General features: G+C 54.8%; 19 protein-coding genes. 2 read left to right on the top strand and 17 right to left on the bottom strand.

The features are described from left to right. Positions 1-460: 460 nt before the first annotated feature. The gene (locus L4G42_RS24060) at positions 461-2,974 is read left to right on the top strand and encodes a bifunctional diguanylate cyclase/phosphodiesterase (RefSeq protein ID WP_237259842.1); all 2,514 of its coding nucleotides are present in this window, start codon (positions 461-463) and stop codon (positions 2,972-2,974) included. Positions 2,975-3,420: 446 nt separating this feature from the next. Here the strand turns inward: L4G42_RS24060 and L4G42_RS24055 are convergent, their stop codons facing one another. Both L4G42_RS24055 and L4G42_RS24050 read right to left on the bottom strand, forming a co-directional pair. Then, positions 3,421-3,948 carry a single-stranded DNA-binding protein gene (locus L4G42_RS24055; RefSeq protein ID WP_237254176.1) on the bottom strand — a complete coding sequence of 176 codons (528 nt, stop codon included), beginning with the start codon at positions 3,946-3,948 and terminating at the stop codon, positions 3,421-3,423. A 9-nt stretch (positions 3,949-3,957) separates the two neighbouring features. Then, complete coding sequence (locus tag L4G42_RS24050) at positions 3,958-5,352, bottom strand: MFS transporter (RefSeq protein ID WP_237254175.1); 1,395 nt, start codon at positions 5,350-5,352, stop codon at positions 3,958-3,960. A 189-nt stretch (positions 5,353-5,541) separates the two neighbouring features. On the opposite strand from L4G42_RS24050, the gene uvrA reads away from it, so the two are divergent. Then, complete coding sequence (gene uvrA / locus L4G42_RS24045) at positions 5,542-8,376, top strand: excinuclease ABC subunit UvrA (RefSeq protein ID WP_237254174.1); 2,835 nt, start codon at positions 5,542-5,544, stop codon at positions 8,374-8,376. A gap of 73 nt (positions 8,377-8,449) precedes the next feature. Here the strand turns inward: uvrA and bfr are convergent, their stop codons facing one another. From bfr to rpsN, 15 genes are all read right to left on the bottom strand, one after another. Beyond that, positions 8,450-8,914, bottom strand: a complete 465-nt coding sequence (gene bfr, locus L4G42_RS24040; protein WP_122623962.1) for a bacterioferritin — start codon at positions 8,912-8,914, stop codon at positions 8,450-8,452. A 251-nt stretch (positions 8,915-9,165) separates the two neighbouring features. Next, on the bottom strand, positions 9,166-9,552 hold the full coding sequence (gene rplQ, locus L4G42_RS24035; protein ID WP_065988453.1) for a 50S ribosomal protein L17: 387 nt from the start codon (positions 9,550-9,552) through the stop codon (positions 9,166-9,168). Between the two features lie 42 nt (positions 9,553-9,594). Next, positions 9,595-10,596 carry a DNA-directed RNA polymerase subunit alpha gene (locus L4G42_RS24030; protein ID WP_007970428.1) on the bottom strand — a complete coding sequence of 334 codons (1,002 nt, stop codon included), beginning with the start codon at positions 10,594-10,596 and terminating at the stop codon, positions 9,595-9,597. A gap of 22 nt (positions 10,597-10,618) precedes the next feature. Next, positions 10,619-11,239, bottom strand: a complete 621-nt coding sequence (gene rpsD / locus L4G42_RS24025; protein WP_037017742.1) for a 30S ribosomal protein S4 — start codon at positions 11,237-11,239, stop codon at positions 10,619-10,621. 18 nt (positions 11,240-11,257) lie between these two features. After that, positions 11,258-11,647, bottom strand: a complete 390-nt coding sequence (gene rpsK, locus L4G42_RS24020) for a 30S ribosomal protein S11 (RefSeq protein ID WP_002555466.1) — start codon at positions 11,645-11,647, stop codon at positions 11,258-11,260. A 30-nt stretch (positions 11,648-11,677) separates the two neighbouring features. Further along, on the bottom strand, positions 11,678-12,034 hold the full coding sequence (gene rpsM / locus L4G42_RS24015) for a 30S ribosomal protein S13 (RefSeq protein WP_037017739.1): 357 nt from the start codon (positions 12,032-12,034) through the stop codon (positions 11,678-11,680). Between the two features lie 131 nt (positions 12,035-12,165). Continuing rightward, a complete protein-coding gene (gene rpmJ, locus L4G42_RS24010; protein WP_002555468.1) occupies positions 12,166-12,282 on the bottom strand; it encodes a 50S ribosomal protein L36 in 117 nt (38 codons plus the stop codon). Between the two features lie 28 nt (positions 12,283-12,310). Further along, positions 12,311-13,642, bottom strand: coding sequence for a preprotein translocase subunit SecY (gene secY / locus L4G42_RS24005; protein ID WP_237254173.1), 1,332 nt, complete (start codon positions 13,640-13,642; stop codon positions 12,311-12,313). After that, entirely contained in the window at positions 13,643-14,074 is a 432-nt protein-coding gene (rplO, locus tag L4G42_RS24000) for a 50S ribosomal protein L15 (protein ID WP_237254172.1), read from the bottom strand. A gap of 3 nt (positions 14,075-14,077) precedes the next feature. Then, entirely contained in the window at positions 14,078-14,254 is a 177-nt protein-coding gene (gene rpmD / locus L4G42_RS23995) for a 50S ribosomal protein L30 (RefSeq protein ID WP_028621547.1), read from the bottom strand. Between the two features lie 2 nt (positions 14,255-14,256). Next, a complete protein-coding gene (gene rpsE / locus L4G42_RS23990) occupies positions 14,257-14,757 on the bottom strand; it encodes a 30S ribosomal protein S5 (RefSeq protein WP_037017729.1) in 501 nt (166 codons plus the stop codon). Positions 14,758-14,760: 3 nt separating this feature from the next. Beyond that, positions 14,761-15,111, bottom strand: coding sequence for a 50S ribosomal protein L18 (rplR, locus tag L4G42_RS23985; protein ID WP_037017727.1), 351 nt, complete (start codon positions 15,109-15,111; stop codon positions 14,761-14,763). A gap of 10 nt (positions 15,112-15,121) precedes the next feature. Beyond that, positions 15,122-15,655: a 50S ribosomal protein L6 gene (gene rplF / locus L4G42_RS23980; RefSeq protein WP_108121485.1), complete on the bottom strand. Its 534-nt coding sequence runs from the start codon at positions 15,653-15,655 to the stop codon at positions 15,122-15,124. Between the two features lie 12 nt (positions 15,656-15,667). Further along, entirely contained in the window at positions 15,668-16,060 is a 393-nt protein-coding gene (gene rpsH / locus L4G42_RS23975; protein ID WP_037017722.1) for a 30S ribosomal protein S8, read from the bottom strand. A gap of 214 nt (positions 16,061-16,274) precedes the next feature. Then, on the bottom strand, positions 16,275-16,580 hold the full coding sequence (gene rpsN, locus L4G42_RS23970; protein WP_003186042.1) for a 30S ribosomal protein S14: 306 nt from the start codon (positions 16,578-16,580) through the stop codon (positions 16,275-16,277). Positions 16,581-16,593: the final 13 nt, after the last annotated feature.

The following is a 16,593-nucleotide window of genomic DNA, read 5'->3' as shown; positions in this document are numbered from 1 at the left end:
CGCCATGCCCTTTCAGATCGAGGTGTAAAGCTGGGCCGGAGATTTTGTGAAGCATCGTGGGTTCACCGACACTAATCAGTGCACAACATCGGGTTGATAAACCTTTTGTAAACGGAATGGTAAAACAGCCCCAAAACGTCCGGCGACCGAAGGGTGTCGTCTCTGTTGCAGCAAGGCTAAAAATTGGCGCCAACGCCAAATTGACCCAGTTGCCGAGATGCCACCGCCCCCGTCTGATTCTTCGCGAAGCCTAGGCATACGTTGTTTGATGTGTGTCCCGATTTGCTAAAGCTGTGAGAAAGTAAATTTTTGGTTCAGCGCTTAAGACGACATCTAAAATTTTGTACGTTTGAGCCGATAGATACGTATACAAAAATTCCGCGCAAGCGCGCTGCAAGGATTTGAGTTGAATATTTCCCCGCCGATTGTCACCTCCCCGTCCAGTCGAGTGATCCTGGCAATGACCCGCGCCTCACTATTCAAATTCGTGGGGTTACTGGCATGCGTCTTTTTATTGGCATGCTATTTGCTGGTCTACATCGCGAGCGATCTTGACCGTTCGGAGCAGGAGGACAGGGCCTTCCATGTAGAAAAGGCCTTAAAATCGCTGGAGGCGGCCCTCACTGGCTCCATCAAAGACTACGCAATTTTGAATGATCCTCTAGAGTACAAGCTCTCAGAGAAGGATATGGGTTGGAGTCACTCTTTAGAAAAAATAGGACTAGAACTCCACCGGACTTTGGGTGTTCAAGGCTTGTTTGTACTCAACGGCCAGAACCAAACTATTTATAGCGCGGTCAATGGAGAGCTTACATCAGTTCAAGCTGAGCGCTGGGCTAACCACTCACTGGGGCCGTTTTTAAATGAAGCGCGTGCTGGGGCGAAAACGAGCGCGCCGACATCTGCATTCATTAATATTAACGGGATACCTGCATTGGTCGCCGCAATGGCGACAGGCCAAACGAGAACTCGCTCTTCAAGTTCGACCGGAAGCAGTTCTCCCTCCCTTTTTTTGGCCGTAGTAGTGCTTGATGAAGCCAAGCTCCGAAAAATGGCTGAGGATTATGATATCACTGGGCTGCGTGTCGCTCCGTCGGACGCACACCATGAAGCGTCCATCTTACCATTAGGTCACAACGGTGAAGCAGGTGTCCTGCAATGGGACCTTCCCAAACCAGGCCGAAATTTATTGGAGCTTGGACTGCCATTGCTGGGGATCTCGGCCTTACTCATTTTTTTGATGACGTGGGTCATCATGCGCCGAGCAACAGCCGCTGCACATGCGTTAGACGACAGTTATATATTTTTGCAAAACGCGCAAGTCGCGCTTGCAGCCAGTGAAGAACGGTTTCGGGACGTGGTAGAAGCAAGCTCCGACTGGGTGTGGGAAATTGACGCCGAATGGCGATTTAAATATCTGTCTGAACGATTTGAAATTGTAACTGGCCTTCACAGGAACGCTTGGTTAGGTGCAGTTATTGATGGTTTGCTCAGCACTACCGAACCAGGAATGCTATCAAGTAAACTCTGTAGTCCTCGTCGGCGTCACGATCTTCATCTTCAATGTAGCTATATAGATGCGACCGGCCAAATACGAATCACACGAATTTCTGCTCGAGAGATGACAAACGGCGGGTTCCGTGGTGCTGCCACAGACATCACCGAGGAAGTTGAAGCTCGTCGACGCATTGAGTTTCTTTCCCAACACGATGCAATGACAGGTCTTCCTAACCGCATAAGGCTCCAAGAATTCCTTGACGGGAAGTTAAAAGCGTTTCCAACGGATGACAGACCTCTTGTAATGTTAAGTCTGGATCTTGATAGATTCGAACCGGTGAATGACATGCTCGGGCATGCAGCGGGAGACTCTGTGCTTAATGAGGTGTCGATTCGTCTCGCTGCGTGTGTCCGCCAAGATGATCTTGTCGCTCGTATTGGCGGAGATGAATTCGTTCTAATATTAACCGACCTCACCTGCCAAGGCGAAGTTGAATCTCTCTGCGAACGGTTGATCAAATCCATCGAACGCCCTATAAAAATCAGTGGTCAGGAAGTATTTATTAGTGCCAGTATCGGAATTGCAATGGCGCCCAATGATGCACGCGAGGCAACAGAACTGTTACGGTATGCAGACATTGCACTTTACGAAGCCAAGGCACACGGCCGAAATACCTGGCGGTTCTACGCGGGTGACATGAATGCTAAACTTATTGAGCGCCGCCGGTTAGAAATAGATTTGCGCAATGCAATCACTAACGGGGAATTGCAACTTCAATTTCAACCTCGATCACGAATTGTCGATGGTAATATGGTTGGTGCCGAAGCACTGGTTCGGTGGCTGCATCCGGAGCGAGGTCTCATTCTCCCAGATGCTTTCATTCCAATTGCTGAAGACGCAGGGATGATCCTGACTATTAGTGACTGGGTGCTTGAAACTGCATGTTTTCACGCCAAATGCTGGCCTGATAATTTATTTGTTTCAGTCAATCTGTCCCCAGCAGAGTTTAAACAAGGAAATTTGATTGGGCGGGTCCGGAAAATACTTGCGGAATCTGGAATTAAGCCACATAGATTAGAATTGGAAATAACAGAGAGTTTAATGCTTGAGGATGTCGAAGGTGTACTCGAGGTTATGCATGCGCTGAAGTGTCTTGGGGTGCGCATATCCATGGACGATTTCGGAATTGGATACTCTTCGCTCAGTCACTTGCGTACATTTCCTTTTGACGGAATGAAAATAGACCGTAGCTTCCTTAACAAAATGAGTGAGAACGAAGACCATAGGGCTCTAATTGAAGCGATGGTAGGGATTGGTCATGCCCTCGCGCTGACCGTTACTGCAGAGGGCATTGAAACTTCCGAGCAGCTCGATCTGCTTAAATCTGTCTCGTGCGATGAGGGGCAGGGGTACTATCTAAGTCTCCCTCTAGATATTGATGAGTTTACCGACTTAGTTAAATCAACGTTAATGTAAATCCGTTGATCCAGATAAGAATGCTGATTGCGCAGGGTGTATCCTTGAAGCATTTTTTTAATGATTTTAGGATAAGAAATAGTTTTAAATTCGAGTACTTAGCGAATTTAGCCAGAAGGGTTAAGTCTGTTTTCGCGAGTTAGTCGAGGATCACGCCCGATGGCTGGTCCTTTTAAACCCGCAGATGCAAAGCCCCTCATTCACCCGAATGAAACCCATGATGATTTTTGATCAGAATCGCATGACGCGCCTCCTCGTGCTTTACATTTGGTTTAGCGCGTGTCCCTACATTGTCAAAACCACTTTTCCGGTTTTACAGAAGCATTCCTTACACGCAAAAAAAACCCTCGAACTTTTTTACAGAATTCGAGGGCATTTTTTTGATTCAAAAGCTTTAAATTTAAAGGACCATGGTTAAAGGCTTACATTAAAAGCTTCTATCCACACTAGAACGGGATGTCGTCATCGAAGCTGTCGAAATCAGGCGCTGGCTGTGGCGCTTGTTGCGGCGCGGGACGCGATTCACGCTGTGGCTGAGGAGCGGACTGCGGGCGTGCCTGCTGCTGCGGGCGCGGCGCGGAGTTCTGATAACCGCCGCCACCCTGGCCCTGAGGAGCGCCTTCGCCTTGAGGACGGCCACCGAGCAACTGCATGGTGCCTTGCATGTCGACGACGATTTCAGTCGTGTAGCGCTTGATGCCGTCTTTTTCCCACTCGCGGGTCTGCAGCTTGCCTTCGATGTAGACCTGCGAGCCCTTGCGCAGGTACTCGCCGGCGATTTCCGCAACCTTGCCGAACATCGAAACACGGTGCCATTCGGTCTTCTCGACCTTCTGACCGGTTTGCTTGTCGGTCCACTGCTCGCTTGTTGCCAGACTCAGGTTGGTCACGGCATTACCGTTAGGCATGTAGCGGACTTCGGGATCCTGGCCGCATGTGCCGACCAATATGACTTTGTTAACCCCACGGGCCATAACGTTCTCCTAGGCTTCACACGTTTCCGACGCTGGATTGACCACTTCGTCGAAAGACGCCCGATCCAACAGTTCTTTGTCAAATTTGATATAGATGGCAGCCTCGTCGGCAACCACTACTGCATCTGTTACTCCACGTACGGCCAACACACGATCGGCAAGGTCTGTGTCGCGTTGAGCCTCGGGCGACAACGGCAAGCGAAGGCTGGTTACGTAGGGAGGTTCGCGCATGGTAACAGCAAACGCCAGCCAAATGGCGGCCAGCCCGGCGCCGCCGAGGAACACCACATCCAGTCCTCCGTGCTGGAAAAGCCATCCACCGAGAATGCCCCCCGCAGCCGAGCCCAGGAACTGACTGGTGGAATAAATTCCCATCGCCGTGCCCTTCCCGCCCGCTGGAGACACTTTGCTGATCAGCGACGGCAGCGACGCTTCGAGCAAATTGAATGCGGTGAAAAAGACCACGGTACCGATGACCAGCGCTCGCAGCGTGTCTCCGAACTCCCAGAAGAATAGCTCAGTGAGCAGCAGCACCAGCACGGCGCCGAGTAAAACGCGCTTCATCTGACGCTTCTTTTCGCCGTAGATGATGAAAGGGATCATCGCGAAGAAAGAAATCAGCAGCGCGGTCAGATACACCCACCAGTGCTGTTCTTTGGGCAGGCCGGCTTTTTCGACCAACGCCAGCGGCAATGCCACGAAACTGGACATCAGCATGGCGTGCAACGCGAAGATACCCAAGTCCAGACGCAACAGGTCGGGATGACGAAGCGTCGTGCCCAATGCCTGTCGCGCCAGACCGGATTCACGGTGCTGCAGGGTCACCGTGGACTTGGGCACGACGAAGGCGACGATTGCCACGCCGACCAGCGCCATGGCGCCGGTCGCCAGAAACAGCCCGGACAATCCGAATGCACTGGTCAGAATGGGGCCGACCACCATCGCAACGGCGAACGACACGCCAATCGTCATGCCGATCATCGCCATGGCTTTGGTGCGGTGCTGCTCGCGGGTCAGATCGGACAGCAACGCCATGACCGCAGCGGAGATGGCACCCGCGCCTTGCAGAACCCGACCGGCGATCACGCCCCAGATCGAGGTGGACTGGGCGGCCAGCACGCTGCCGAGCGCGAACACGATCAGCCCCAGGTAAATGACCGGGCGACGGCCGATGCGATCAGAGATGATGCCGAACGGAATCTGCAACACCGCTTGCGTCAGGCCGTAAGCGCCGATCGCCAGACCGATGAGCGCCGGGCTTGCGCCGGCCAGGTCCATCCCGTAAGTGGCGAGGACGGGCAACACCATGAACATGCCAAGCATACGGAAGGCGAACACCAGCGCCAGACCGCCCGCCGCGCGGGTTTCGCTGCCGCTCATGCGCTCGCTGTGAGAATCGTGCATGAAGGAACCTCGTATGAACCGGCGGCGATTCTACCAGTCCCATCGTTTAGAGCACATACGACGGTTTGCCGCGCATCGCAGGAATTTTCTTTTTCCCCAGTGAGGCGGCGTGCCCCTCAGCAGTGTGTATCCATCCAGTATTTCCCCGTATACTCCCACGTTTTACACGCCCGCCGTGCGAGGCCAGCTTTGGACAAGATCTTGATTCGTGGGGCTCGAACCCACAACCTGAAGAACATCGACCTGACCCTTCCACGCGACAAGCTGATCGTCATCACCGGATTGTCCGGCTCAGGAAAATCGTCCTTGGCGTTTGATACGCTCTACGCCGAGGGCCAGCGTCGCTATGTCGAATCGCTGTCCGCTTACGCCCGTCAGTTCCTGTCGATGATGGAGAAGCCGGACGTCGACACAATTGAAGGCCTGTCGCCCGCCATTTCCATCGAGCAGAAGTCCACGTCCCACAACCCCCGCTCGACCGTGGGCACCATCACCGAGATCTACGACTACCTGCGCTTGCTGTATGCGCGTGTGGGTCAGCCGCGCTGCCCGGATCACGACATACCTCTGGAAGCGCAAACCGTCAGCCAGATGGTCGACCTGGTGCTGGCACAGCCGGAAGGCGCCAAACTGATGCTGCTTGCCCCCGTGGTACGGGAGCGTAAAGGCGAGCACCTGGCGATTTTTGAAGAGCTCCGCGCTCAGGGTTTTGTACGCGCTCGGGTGAACGGCCGGCTGTGCGAGCTGGACGAGCTGCCGAAGCTCGATAAACAGAAGAAGCACTCGATCGATGTCGTGGTTGACCGCTTCAAGGTGCGGTCGGACCTGCAACAGCGGTTGGCCGAGTCGTTCGAGACCGCGCTGAAGCTGGCAGACGGCATTGCGCTGGTCGCGCCGATGGACGATGAGCCAGGCGAAGAGATCATTTTCTCCGCTCGCTTCGCCTGCCCGATCTGTGGCCATGCGATCAGCGAGCTGGAGCCAAAGCTGTTCTCGTTCAACAACCCCGCCGGCGCCTGCCCGACCTGCGACGGGCTGGGCGTGAAGCAATTCTTCGACACCAAGCGTCTGGTCAATGGCGAACTCACACTGGCAGAAGGCGCGATTCGTGGCTGGGACAGACGGAACGTCTATTACTTCCAGATGCTCGGCTCATTGGCGAAGCATTACGGCTTCAGCCTCGAGGTGCCGTTCAAGGAACTGCCTGCCGACTTGCAGAAGGTCCTGCTCGGCGGCAGCGGCAAGGATAGCGTTGACTTTCGTTACTTGAACGACCGCGGCGACATCGTCAAACGCGCGCACCCGTTCGAAGGCATCGTTCCCAACCTGGAACGCCGCTACCGGGAAACTGAATCGACCACGGTCCGAGAGGAATTGGCGAAGTTTCTCAGCACGCAGCCCTGCCCCGAATGCCGTGGTACGCGGTTGCGCCGTGAGGCCCGCCACGTATGGGTCGGCGAGAAGACACTTCCGGCCGTTACCAACATGCCGATCGGCGACGCTACCCATTATTTTGGTGAGCTGAAGCTCACGGGCCGACGCGGTGAAATCGCTGACAAGATTCTCAAGGAAATTCGCGAGCGCCTGCAGTTCCTCGTCAACGTCGGGCTGGACTATCTGACACTGGACCGGAGCGCCGATACGCTCTCCGGCGGTGAGGCACAGCGCATTCGTCTGGCCAGCCAGATCGGCGCCGGACTGGTCGGCGTGATGTACATCCTCGATGAGCCTTCAATCGGCTTGCATCAGCGCGATAACGATCGGTTGCTGGACACGTTGCGGCACCTGCGAGACATCGGCAACACGGTCATCGTGGTTGAGCATGACGAGGATGCCATTCGACTGGCCGACTATGTGGTCGACATCGGCCCGGGTGCGGGCGTGCATGGCGGCAATATTGTCGCGGAAGGCACGCCACAGGAAGTGATGGATCATCCGGACTCGTTGACGGGTAAATACCTGTCAGGGCGCGTGAAGATCGCCGTGCCTGCCAAGCGTACGCCCCGTAATAAAAAGCTGTCGCTGAAACTCAAAGGCGCGCGCGGCAACAACCTGCGCAATGTCGATCTGGAAATTCCAATTGGCTTGCTGACCTGCGTGACAGGTGTGTCGGGCTCGGGCAAGTCGACGCTGATCAACAACACGCTGTTCCCTCTCAGCGCCACTGCGCTCAATGGCGCAACAACGCTTGAGGCTTCGGCGCACGACAGCATTGACGGCCTGCAGCATCTGGATAAGGTCGTCGATATTGACCAGAGCCCAATCGGGCGTACCCCACGGTCAAACCCTGCGACATATACCGGGCTGTTCACGCCAATCCGTGAGTTGTTTGCTGGCGTGCCTGAATCAAGATCTCGTGGTTACGGCCCTGGCCGATTCTCTTTCAACGTCAAGGGCGGTCGCTGCGAAGCGTGTCAGGGTGACGGCCTGATCAAGGTCGAGATGCATTTTCTGCCTGACATCTACGTGCCTTGCGATGTGTGCAAGAGCAAGCGGTACAACCGCGAGACGCTCGAGGTCAAGTACAAGGGCAAAAACGTCCACGAGGTCCTGGAGATGACGATCGAAGAAGCGAGGACGTTCTTTGACGCCGTACCGGCCCTCGCCCGGAAGTTGCAGACGCTGATGGATGTAGGTCTGTCCTACATCAAGCTGGGTCAGTCGGCGACCACGCTCTCCGGTGGCGAAGCACAGCGTGTGAAGCTGTCTCGCGAACTGTCCAAGCGTGACACCGGCAAGACCCTGTACATCCTGGATGAGCCCACCACTGGCCTGCACTTCGCGGATATCCAGCAATTGCTGGACGTACTGCATCGCCTACGTGACCACGGCAACACGGTCGTTGTGATCGAGCACAACCTGGATGTGATCAAGACCGCCGATTGGCTGGTCGACCTGGGCCCTGAAGGCGGCTCGAAAGGTGGACAGATCATCGCGACCGGTACGCCAGAACAGGTGGCGGACATGAAACAGTCCTACACCGGCCACTATCTGAAGCCGCTTCTGGAGCGCGATCGCGCTTAATCACATGGCAGCAACAAAAAAGCCCCTGTCGCGATACGCGCCAGGGGCTTTTCTATAGCGACTGTCTCAGTGTTCAGAACTGCGACTGAAGGTAATTCTCGAGGCCGATGGATTTGATCAGGCCCAGCTGCTTCTCAAGCCAGTAAGTGTGGTCTTCTTCCGTGTCGGCGAGCTGAATGCGGAGGATGTCACGGCTGACGTAATCCCTGTGCTGCTCACAGAGCGCAATGCCTTTGCACAGCGCGGCTCGCACCTTATATTCCAGGCGAAGGTCGCTGGCGAGCATCTCAGGTACCGTCGTGCCCACATCCAGATCATCAGGACGCATGCGTGGAGTGCCTTCGAGCATCAGAATCCGGCGCATCAACGCATCAGCGTGTTGAGCCTCTTCTTCCATCTCGTGATTGATACGTTCGTACAGCTTGCTGAAACCCCAATCTTCGTACATCCGCGAGTGGACAAAATACTGGTCGCGCGCAGCCAGTTCGCCAGTCAGCAGCGTGTTGAGGTAATCAATTACATCCGGGTGGCCTTGCATCGCCGTCCATCTCCTCGTGAAAGGCGTTAGTTTGAACCAACCGGACTGGTAGGTCACGCTGCGGGATAGCAAATAAACGTACAAATCCGGCGAAATTCGGACATTTGGTATCGAACAAGCAGGTAAATGAGGAGGGTTCCGTTTATCACTTAGAATCACCCCATATTCGGCGCAATTCATCATTCGGGGCTGGTTATAGCAGGCAACAAAAAACCGGGCACTAGGCCCGGTTCTTTGTAATGACTGATGTCTTATTCAGCGGTTTCTACAGAACCACCGACAGGACGATCAACCAGTTCGACGTACGCCATTGGCGCGTTGTCGCCAGCGCGGAAGCCGCACTTGAGGATGCGCAGGTAGCCACCCTCACGAGTTGCATAACGCTTGCCCAGATCGTTGAACAGTTTACCGACCATTTCTTTCGAACGGGTACGGTCAAATGCCAGACGACGGTTAGCAACGCTGTCAATCTTGGCCAAAGTGATCAGCGGCTCAGCAACGCGACGCAGTTCTTTGGCTTTCGGCAGGGTAGTTTTGATCAGCTCGTGCTCGAACAGCGACACCGCCATGTTTTGGAACATGGCCTTACGGTGAGAGCTGGTACGGCTCAGGTGACGTCCACTTTTACGATGACGCATGGTTCATTCCTTACCAAACACTACGTTCGGTGATTACGACGATCAGGCAGTCGCCTTGTCGTCCTTCTTAAGACTTGCAGGCGGCCAGTTGTCGAGGCGCATGCCGAGGGAGAGACCACGAGAAGCCAGAACGTCCTTGATTTCGGTCAAGGATTTCTTGCCCAGGTTCGGAGTCTTCAACAGTTCTACTTCGGTGCGCTGAATCAGGTCGCCGATGTAGTAAATGTTCTCCGCCTTAAGGCAGTTGGCCGAACGTACGGTCAGTTCCAAATCGTCAACCGGACGAAGCAGGATCGGATCGATCTCGTCTTCCTGTTCGACTACAACGGGTTCGCTGTCACCTTTGAGGTCGACGAACGCAGCCAACTGCTGTTGCAGGATGGTTGCTGCACGACGGATTGCCTCTTCAGGATCCAGAGTACCATTGGTTTCCAGATCAATAACCAGCTTGTCCAGGTTGGTACGTTGCTCGACACGGGCGTTTTCCACCACGTATGCAATGCGACGAACCGGGCTGAACGAAGAGTCGAGCTGCAAGCGACCAATACTGCGGCTTTCGTCTTCATCGCTCTGACGCGAGTCTGCTGGTTCATAACCGCGACCACGAGCTACAACGAGCTTCATGTTCAGGGCGCCGTTAGACGCCAGGTTAGCGATTACGTGATCGGGGTTAACGATCTCGACATCATGATCCAGCTGAATATCGGCAGCGGTAACCACCCCCGAACCCTTCTTCGACAAGGTCAGCGTAACTTCGTCTCGACCGTGCAGCTTGATAGCCAGACCTTTAAGGTTCAACAGGATTTCAATGACATCTTCCTGTACACCTTCGATGGCGCTGTACTCATGGAGTACACCGTCAATCTCGGCCTCGACTACTGCACAGCCGGGCATGGAGGACAACAGGATGCGGCGCAGCGCGTTGCCCAGGGTATGGCCGAAACCACGCTCGAGAGGCTCGAGAGTGATTTTGGCGCGGGTCGGACTGACAACCTGCACATCAATGTGGCGGGGTGTCAGGAACTCATTTACCGAAATCTGCATGGATGCACCTATTTTCTAGCCCTTACTTGGAGTAGAGCTCGACAATCAGGCTTTCGTTGATGTCGGCGGACAGATCACTGCGAGCTGGGACGCTTTTGAAGACGCCAGATTTTTTCTCAGTGTCTACTTCTACCCATTCTACGCGGCCACGTTGGGCACACAGATCGAGAGCCTGAACAATACGCAGCTGGTTCTTCGCTTTTTCGCGAATCGCTACTACGTCACCAGCACGGACCTGGTAGGACGGAACGTTAACGGTTTTGCCGTTTACGCTTACCGACTTGTGCGATACCAGCTGACGCGATTCGGCGCGAGTCGAACCGAAGCCCATGCGGTACACAACGTTGTCCAGACGGCATTCGAGCAGTTGCAGCAGGTTCTCACCAGTTGCGCCTTTCTTGCCGGCAGCTTCTTTGTAGTAACCGCTGAACTGACGCTCGAGAACGCCATAAATACGACGGACTTTCTGCTTTTCACGCAGTTGGGTGCCGTAGTCGGACTGGCGACCGCGGCGTTGGCCGTGGATACCAGGTGCTGCTTCGATGTTGCACTTCGATTCGATCGCGCGCACGCCGCTCTTCAGAAAGAGATCGGTGCCTTCGCGACGAGCGAGTTTGCATTTTGGACCAATGTAACGAGCCATTCTTTACAATCTCCTGGATTACACGCGGCGCTTCTTCGGCGGACGGCACCCGTTGTGCGGGATTGGCGTCACGTCGGTGATGCTGGCGATCTTGTAGCCGCAGCCGTTCAAAGCACGGACAGCAGATTCACGACCTGGACCTGGACCTTTGACGTTGACGTCGAGGTTTTTCAGGCCGTATTCCAGCGCAGCTTGACCAGCACGTTCAGCAGCTACTTGAGCAGCAAACGGCGTGGACTTGCGAGAACCGCGGAAACCCGAACCACCGGAGGTTGCCCAGGACAGAGCGTTACCTTGACGGTCGGTGATGGTCACGATTGTGTTGTTAAAAGATGCATGGATGTGGGCGATGCCATCAACCACTGTCTTTTTAACTTTTTTACGAGGACGAGCAGCAGGTTTTGCCATGATTTAATTCCTGTCGATTCGCTGGGGCGATTACTTGCGGATCGGCTTACGCGGACCTTTACGGGTACGCGCGTTAGTCTTGGTACGCTGACCGCGCACTGGAAGACCACGACGATGACGCAGACCGCGATAGCAACCGAGGTCCATCAAGCGCTTGATTTTCATGTTGATTTCGCGACGCAGATCACCTTCAGTGGTGAACTTCGCGACTTCGCCACGCAGCTGTTCAATCTGCTCGTCGCTCAGATCTTTGATCTTTACCGCCGGGTTCACCCCGGTAGTAGCACAGATTTTGTGTGCAGTTGTGCGACCAACACCATAGATGTAGGTCAGCGAGATAACAGTATGCTTGTTATCTGGAATGTTAACGCCTGCAATACGGGCCATTCAGTGGGACTCCAATTGACAGCTACCTACGCCCCGGAAGCCAAGAAATAGGGCGCGAGATAATATCGCTGTAATAACAAATAATCAACCCAGCAGCGCACTAGCTGCTGGGCTTTTAGCACAGATCACATTTAGCCTTGGCGCTGCTTGTGACGTGGTTCCGCGCTGCAAATTACTCGAACAACACCTTCGCGGCGAATAATCTTGCAGTTGCGGCACAGCTTTTTCACCGATGCACGAACTTTCATCACCAACTCCTCGAACCTTATGGGTGCTTCAGCGCAGCATGCCGCTGCCGTAGCCCTTCAGGTTGGCTTTCTTCATCAGGGATTCATACTGGTGCGAAACGAGGTGCGATTGCACTTGGGACATGAAGTCCATCACAACCACGACCACGATCAGCAACGAGGTCCCGCCAAGGTAAAACGGCACGTTTGCAGCGACCACGAGAAACTGTGGAAGCAAGCATACGGCCATCATATAGAGAGCACCGAACATGGTCAGACGAGTCAGAACGCCATCAATATAGCGCGCAGACTGCTCACCAGGACGAATGCCCGGAATAAAGGCACCGGACTTCTTCAGGTTTTCCGCTACGTCTTTCGGATTGAACATCAACGCCGTATAGAAGAAGCAGAAGAAAATAATCCCTGCACTAAACAGCAGAATATTCAACGGCTGACCAGGTGCGATCGACTGCGAGATGTCCTGCAACCAGCCCATACCCTCAGACTGGCCGAACCAGGCACCCAGCGAAGCCGGAAACAGCAAGATGCTGCTCGCGAAGATGGCGGGAATAACGCCCGCCATGTTCACTTTCAACGGCAAGTGGCTCGTCTGCGCAGCGAAGACCTTGCGGCCCTGCTGACGCTTGGCGTAGTGAACAGCAATACGACGCTGACCACGCTCGATAAACACCACGAAACCGATGATCGCTACTGCCAGCAAACCGATGGCGACCAAAGCGAAGATATTGATATCACCTTGACGTGCAGACTCGAAAGACTGCCCGATCGCTCTCGGAAGACCGGCGACGATACCCGAAAAAATCAACATCGAGATACCGTTGCCAACACCGCGCTCAGTGATCTGCTCGCCCAGCCACATCATGAACAGCGCACCAGCAACAAAGGTGGTGACTGCAACGAAGTGGAAGCCGATATCTGCTGAGAACGCAACGCCCTGACCGGCCAAACCAATGGACATGCCAATAGCTTGAACCAGGGCCAGGACGACGGTGCCATAGCGGGTGTACTGACTGATCTTACGACGACCAGCCTCACCTTCCTTCTTCAACTGCTCCAGCTGCGGGCTGACTGCGGTCATGAGCTGCATGATGATCGATGCCGAGATATACGGCATGATCCCCAATGCAAAAATGCTCATGCGCTCCAGCGCACCGCCGGAAAACATGTTGAACAAGCTAAGAATGGTCCCCTCATTCTGTCGAAACAGGTCCGCCAGCCGGTCAGGGTTGATACCCGGAACTGGGATATGCGCACCGATCCGATAGACGATAATCGCCAGGAACAGGAAACGCAGACGAGCCCAGAGTTCGGACAACCCGCCGGTTTTGCCTAGCGCTGAGAGAGCACCTTGCTTAGCCATTTATTCCTCGAACTTGCCGCCAGCTGCTTCGATAGCCGCACGCGCACCTTTGGTGGCTGCGATACCTTTGAGGGTGACTGCGCGAGTAACCTCACCGGACAGCATGATTTTCACACGCTGCACGTTTTGGTTGATCACGTTGGCATCCTTCAGGGACTGCACAGTGACGACGCCCTCTACTTTTGACAGCTCGGAGGTGCGAACTTCAGCACGATCCATAGCTTTCAAAGAGACGAAGCCGAACTTAGGCAGACGACGATGCAACGGCTGTTGGCCGCCTTCGAAGCCCGGAGCAATGGTGCCACCGGAGCGGGAGGTCTGACCTTTGTGGCCACGGCCACCGGTCTTACCCAAACCACTACCGATACCACGGCCCGGACGATGCTTTTCGCGACGGGAACCCGGCGCTGGACTCAGATCATTGAGTTTCATCGATTAACCCTCGACTCGCAGCATGTAGTAGGCCTTGTTGATCATCCCACGGTTTTCCGGGGTATCAACGACTTCTACAGTGTGACCGATGCGACGCAGACCCAAACCCTTAACGCACAATTTGTGGTTAGGGATGCGGCCGGTCATGCTTTTGATCAGCGTTACTTTAACGGTAGCCATGATCAGAAGATCTCCTGGACGTTCAGGCCGCGTTTAGCAGCGATCGACTCAGGGGACTGCATGGTTTTCAAACCTTTGAACGTTGCGTGAACAACGTTAACCGGGTTAGTCGAACCGTAGCACTTGGCCAGAACGTTGTGGACGCCAGCAACTTCGAGGACGGCGCGCATTGCACCACCAGCGATGATGCCAGTACCTTCCGACGCAGGCTGCATGTAAACCTTCGAAGCCCCATGAGCGGACTTGATGGCGTACTGCAGCGTAGTGCCGTTCAGATCAACCTGGATCATGTTGCGGCGAGCAGCTTCCATTGCCTTCTGGATCGCGGCAGGCACTTCACGTGACTTGCCACGGCCGAAGCCAACGCGCCCTTTACCATCACCAACCACGGTCAACGCGGTGAAAGTGAAGATACGGCCGCCTTTAACGGTTTTTGCTACGCGATTAACCTGTACCAGCTTCTCGATGTAGCCTTCGTCGCGTTTTTGGTCGTTATTTGACATAACTTAGAACTCCAGCCCGCCTTCACGAGCAGCATCAGCCAGCGCCTTAACGCGACCGTGGTACTTGAAGCCAGAACGATCAAAAGCCACTTGCGATACACCGGCGGCTTTCGCACGCTCAGCGATCAGCTGGCCAACTTTAGTGGCCGCGTCGATGTTGCCAGTGGCGCCATCACGCAGTTCTTTGTCCAAAGTCGAGGCGTTTGCCAGGACTTTGCTGCCGTCGGCCGAGATGACCTGGGCATAAATGTGCTGCGAAGAGCGGTACACGCAGAGACGCACGACTTCGAGTTCGTGCATTTTCAGGCGTGCTTTGCGAGCGCGACGCAGTCGGGTAACTTTTTTGACGGTCATTTGCTATGCCCTACTTCTTCTTGGCTTCTTTACGACGGACGACTTCGTCCGCGTAACGCACGCCTTTGCCTTTGTACGGCTCTGGACGGCGGAAGTCGCGGATCTCAGCGGCCACTTGACCAACCAACTGCTTGTCGATACCGCGAATAACGATATCGGTTTGGTTGGGAGTCTCAGCGGTGATGCCTTCCGGCAATTCGTAGTCCACTGGGTGCGAGAAGCCAAGGGCCAGGTTCAGCACCGTGCCTTTTGCTTGCGCTTTGTAACCAACACCGACCAGCTGGAGCTTGCGCTCGAAGCCTTGGCTTACGCCCTGGACCATGTTGTTTACCAACGCACGAGTGGTACCGGCCATTGCGCGAGTTTGTTGATCGCCATTGCGAGCAGCGAAACGCAGCTCACCGGACTCTTCAACAATTTCAACGGACGAATGAATGTTCAGGTCTAGAGTGCCCTTGGCACCCTTCACCGAAAGCTGCTGGCCGACGAGTTTGACTTCGACGCCTGCTGGCAACTTAACGGGGTTCTTAGCTACGCGTGACATGCTTATCCCCCCTTAGAACACAGTGCAAAGCACTTCGCCGCCGACACCGGCAGCGCGCGCAGCACGATCCGTCATCACACCTTTGTTGGTGGAGACGATAGACACACCGAGGCCGCCACGAACTTTTGGCAACTCATCGACGGACTTGTACTGACGCAGGCCTGGACGGCTAACGCGCTTCACTTCTTCGATGACCGGACGGCCTTCGAAGTACTTCAGCTCGATGGATAGCAACGGCTTGGTTTCGCTGCTGATCTGATAACCCGCAATGTAACCTTCGTCCTTCAGGACTTTGGCTACAGCCACCTTCAACGTGGAGGATGGCATGCTTACGACGGGCTTTTCAGCCATCTGGGCATTACGGATACGAGTTAGCATGTCCGCTAACGGGTCCTGCATACTCATGGGCTAGACGCTCCTGATACAAAAAAAATGAGCCTTGCGGCTACAACCTATCGCCTTAAAATTCCGGGCACGTGCAAGCACGGGCTCTGGCGAGCCGGCAATTCTAGGCGCACCCCAGAAATGAATCAAGCCCCAAAAGGGGCTTGATTCAAATTCAGGCTCTACGCCGATCGGTTCGAGGTGAACACGATGGGCGCACTGCGAGAATAACTGCTTACCAGCTGGCTTTAACCAGACCCGGTACGTCGCCACGCATTGCCGCTTGACGCAGCATGTTACGGCCGAGGCCGAACTTGCGGTATACGCCGTGCGGACGACCTGTCAGGCGGCAACGGTTACGCATGCGCGAGGCACTTGCGTCACGTGGTTGCTTCTGCAGTGCGACCGTAGCTTCCCAACGTGCTTCTGGACTTGCGTTCAGATCCACGATGATCGCTTTCAGCGCAGCACGCTTGGTAGCGTACTTGGCAACGGTGAGCTGACGCTTCAGCTCACGGTTTTTCATGCTCTTCTTGGCCATGGTCCTACTCCAA

The organism is Pseudomonas petrae (genome assembly GCF_021728295.1).
GTDB classification, from domain to species: domain Bacteria; phylum Pseudomonadota; class Gammaproteobacteria; order Pseudomonadales; family Pseudomonadaceae; genus Aquipseudomonas; species Aquipseudomonas petrae.
The sequence above is the reverse complement of the archived record's forward strand: the minus strand, read 5'-3'. Positions and strand labels throughout refer to the sequence as shown.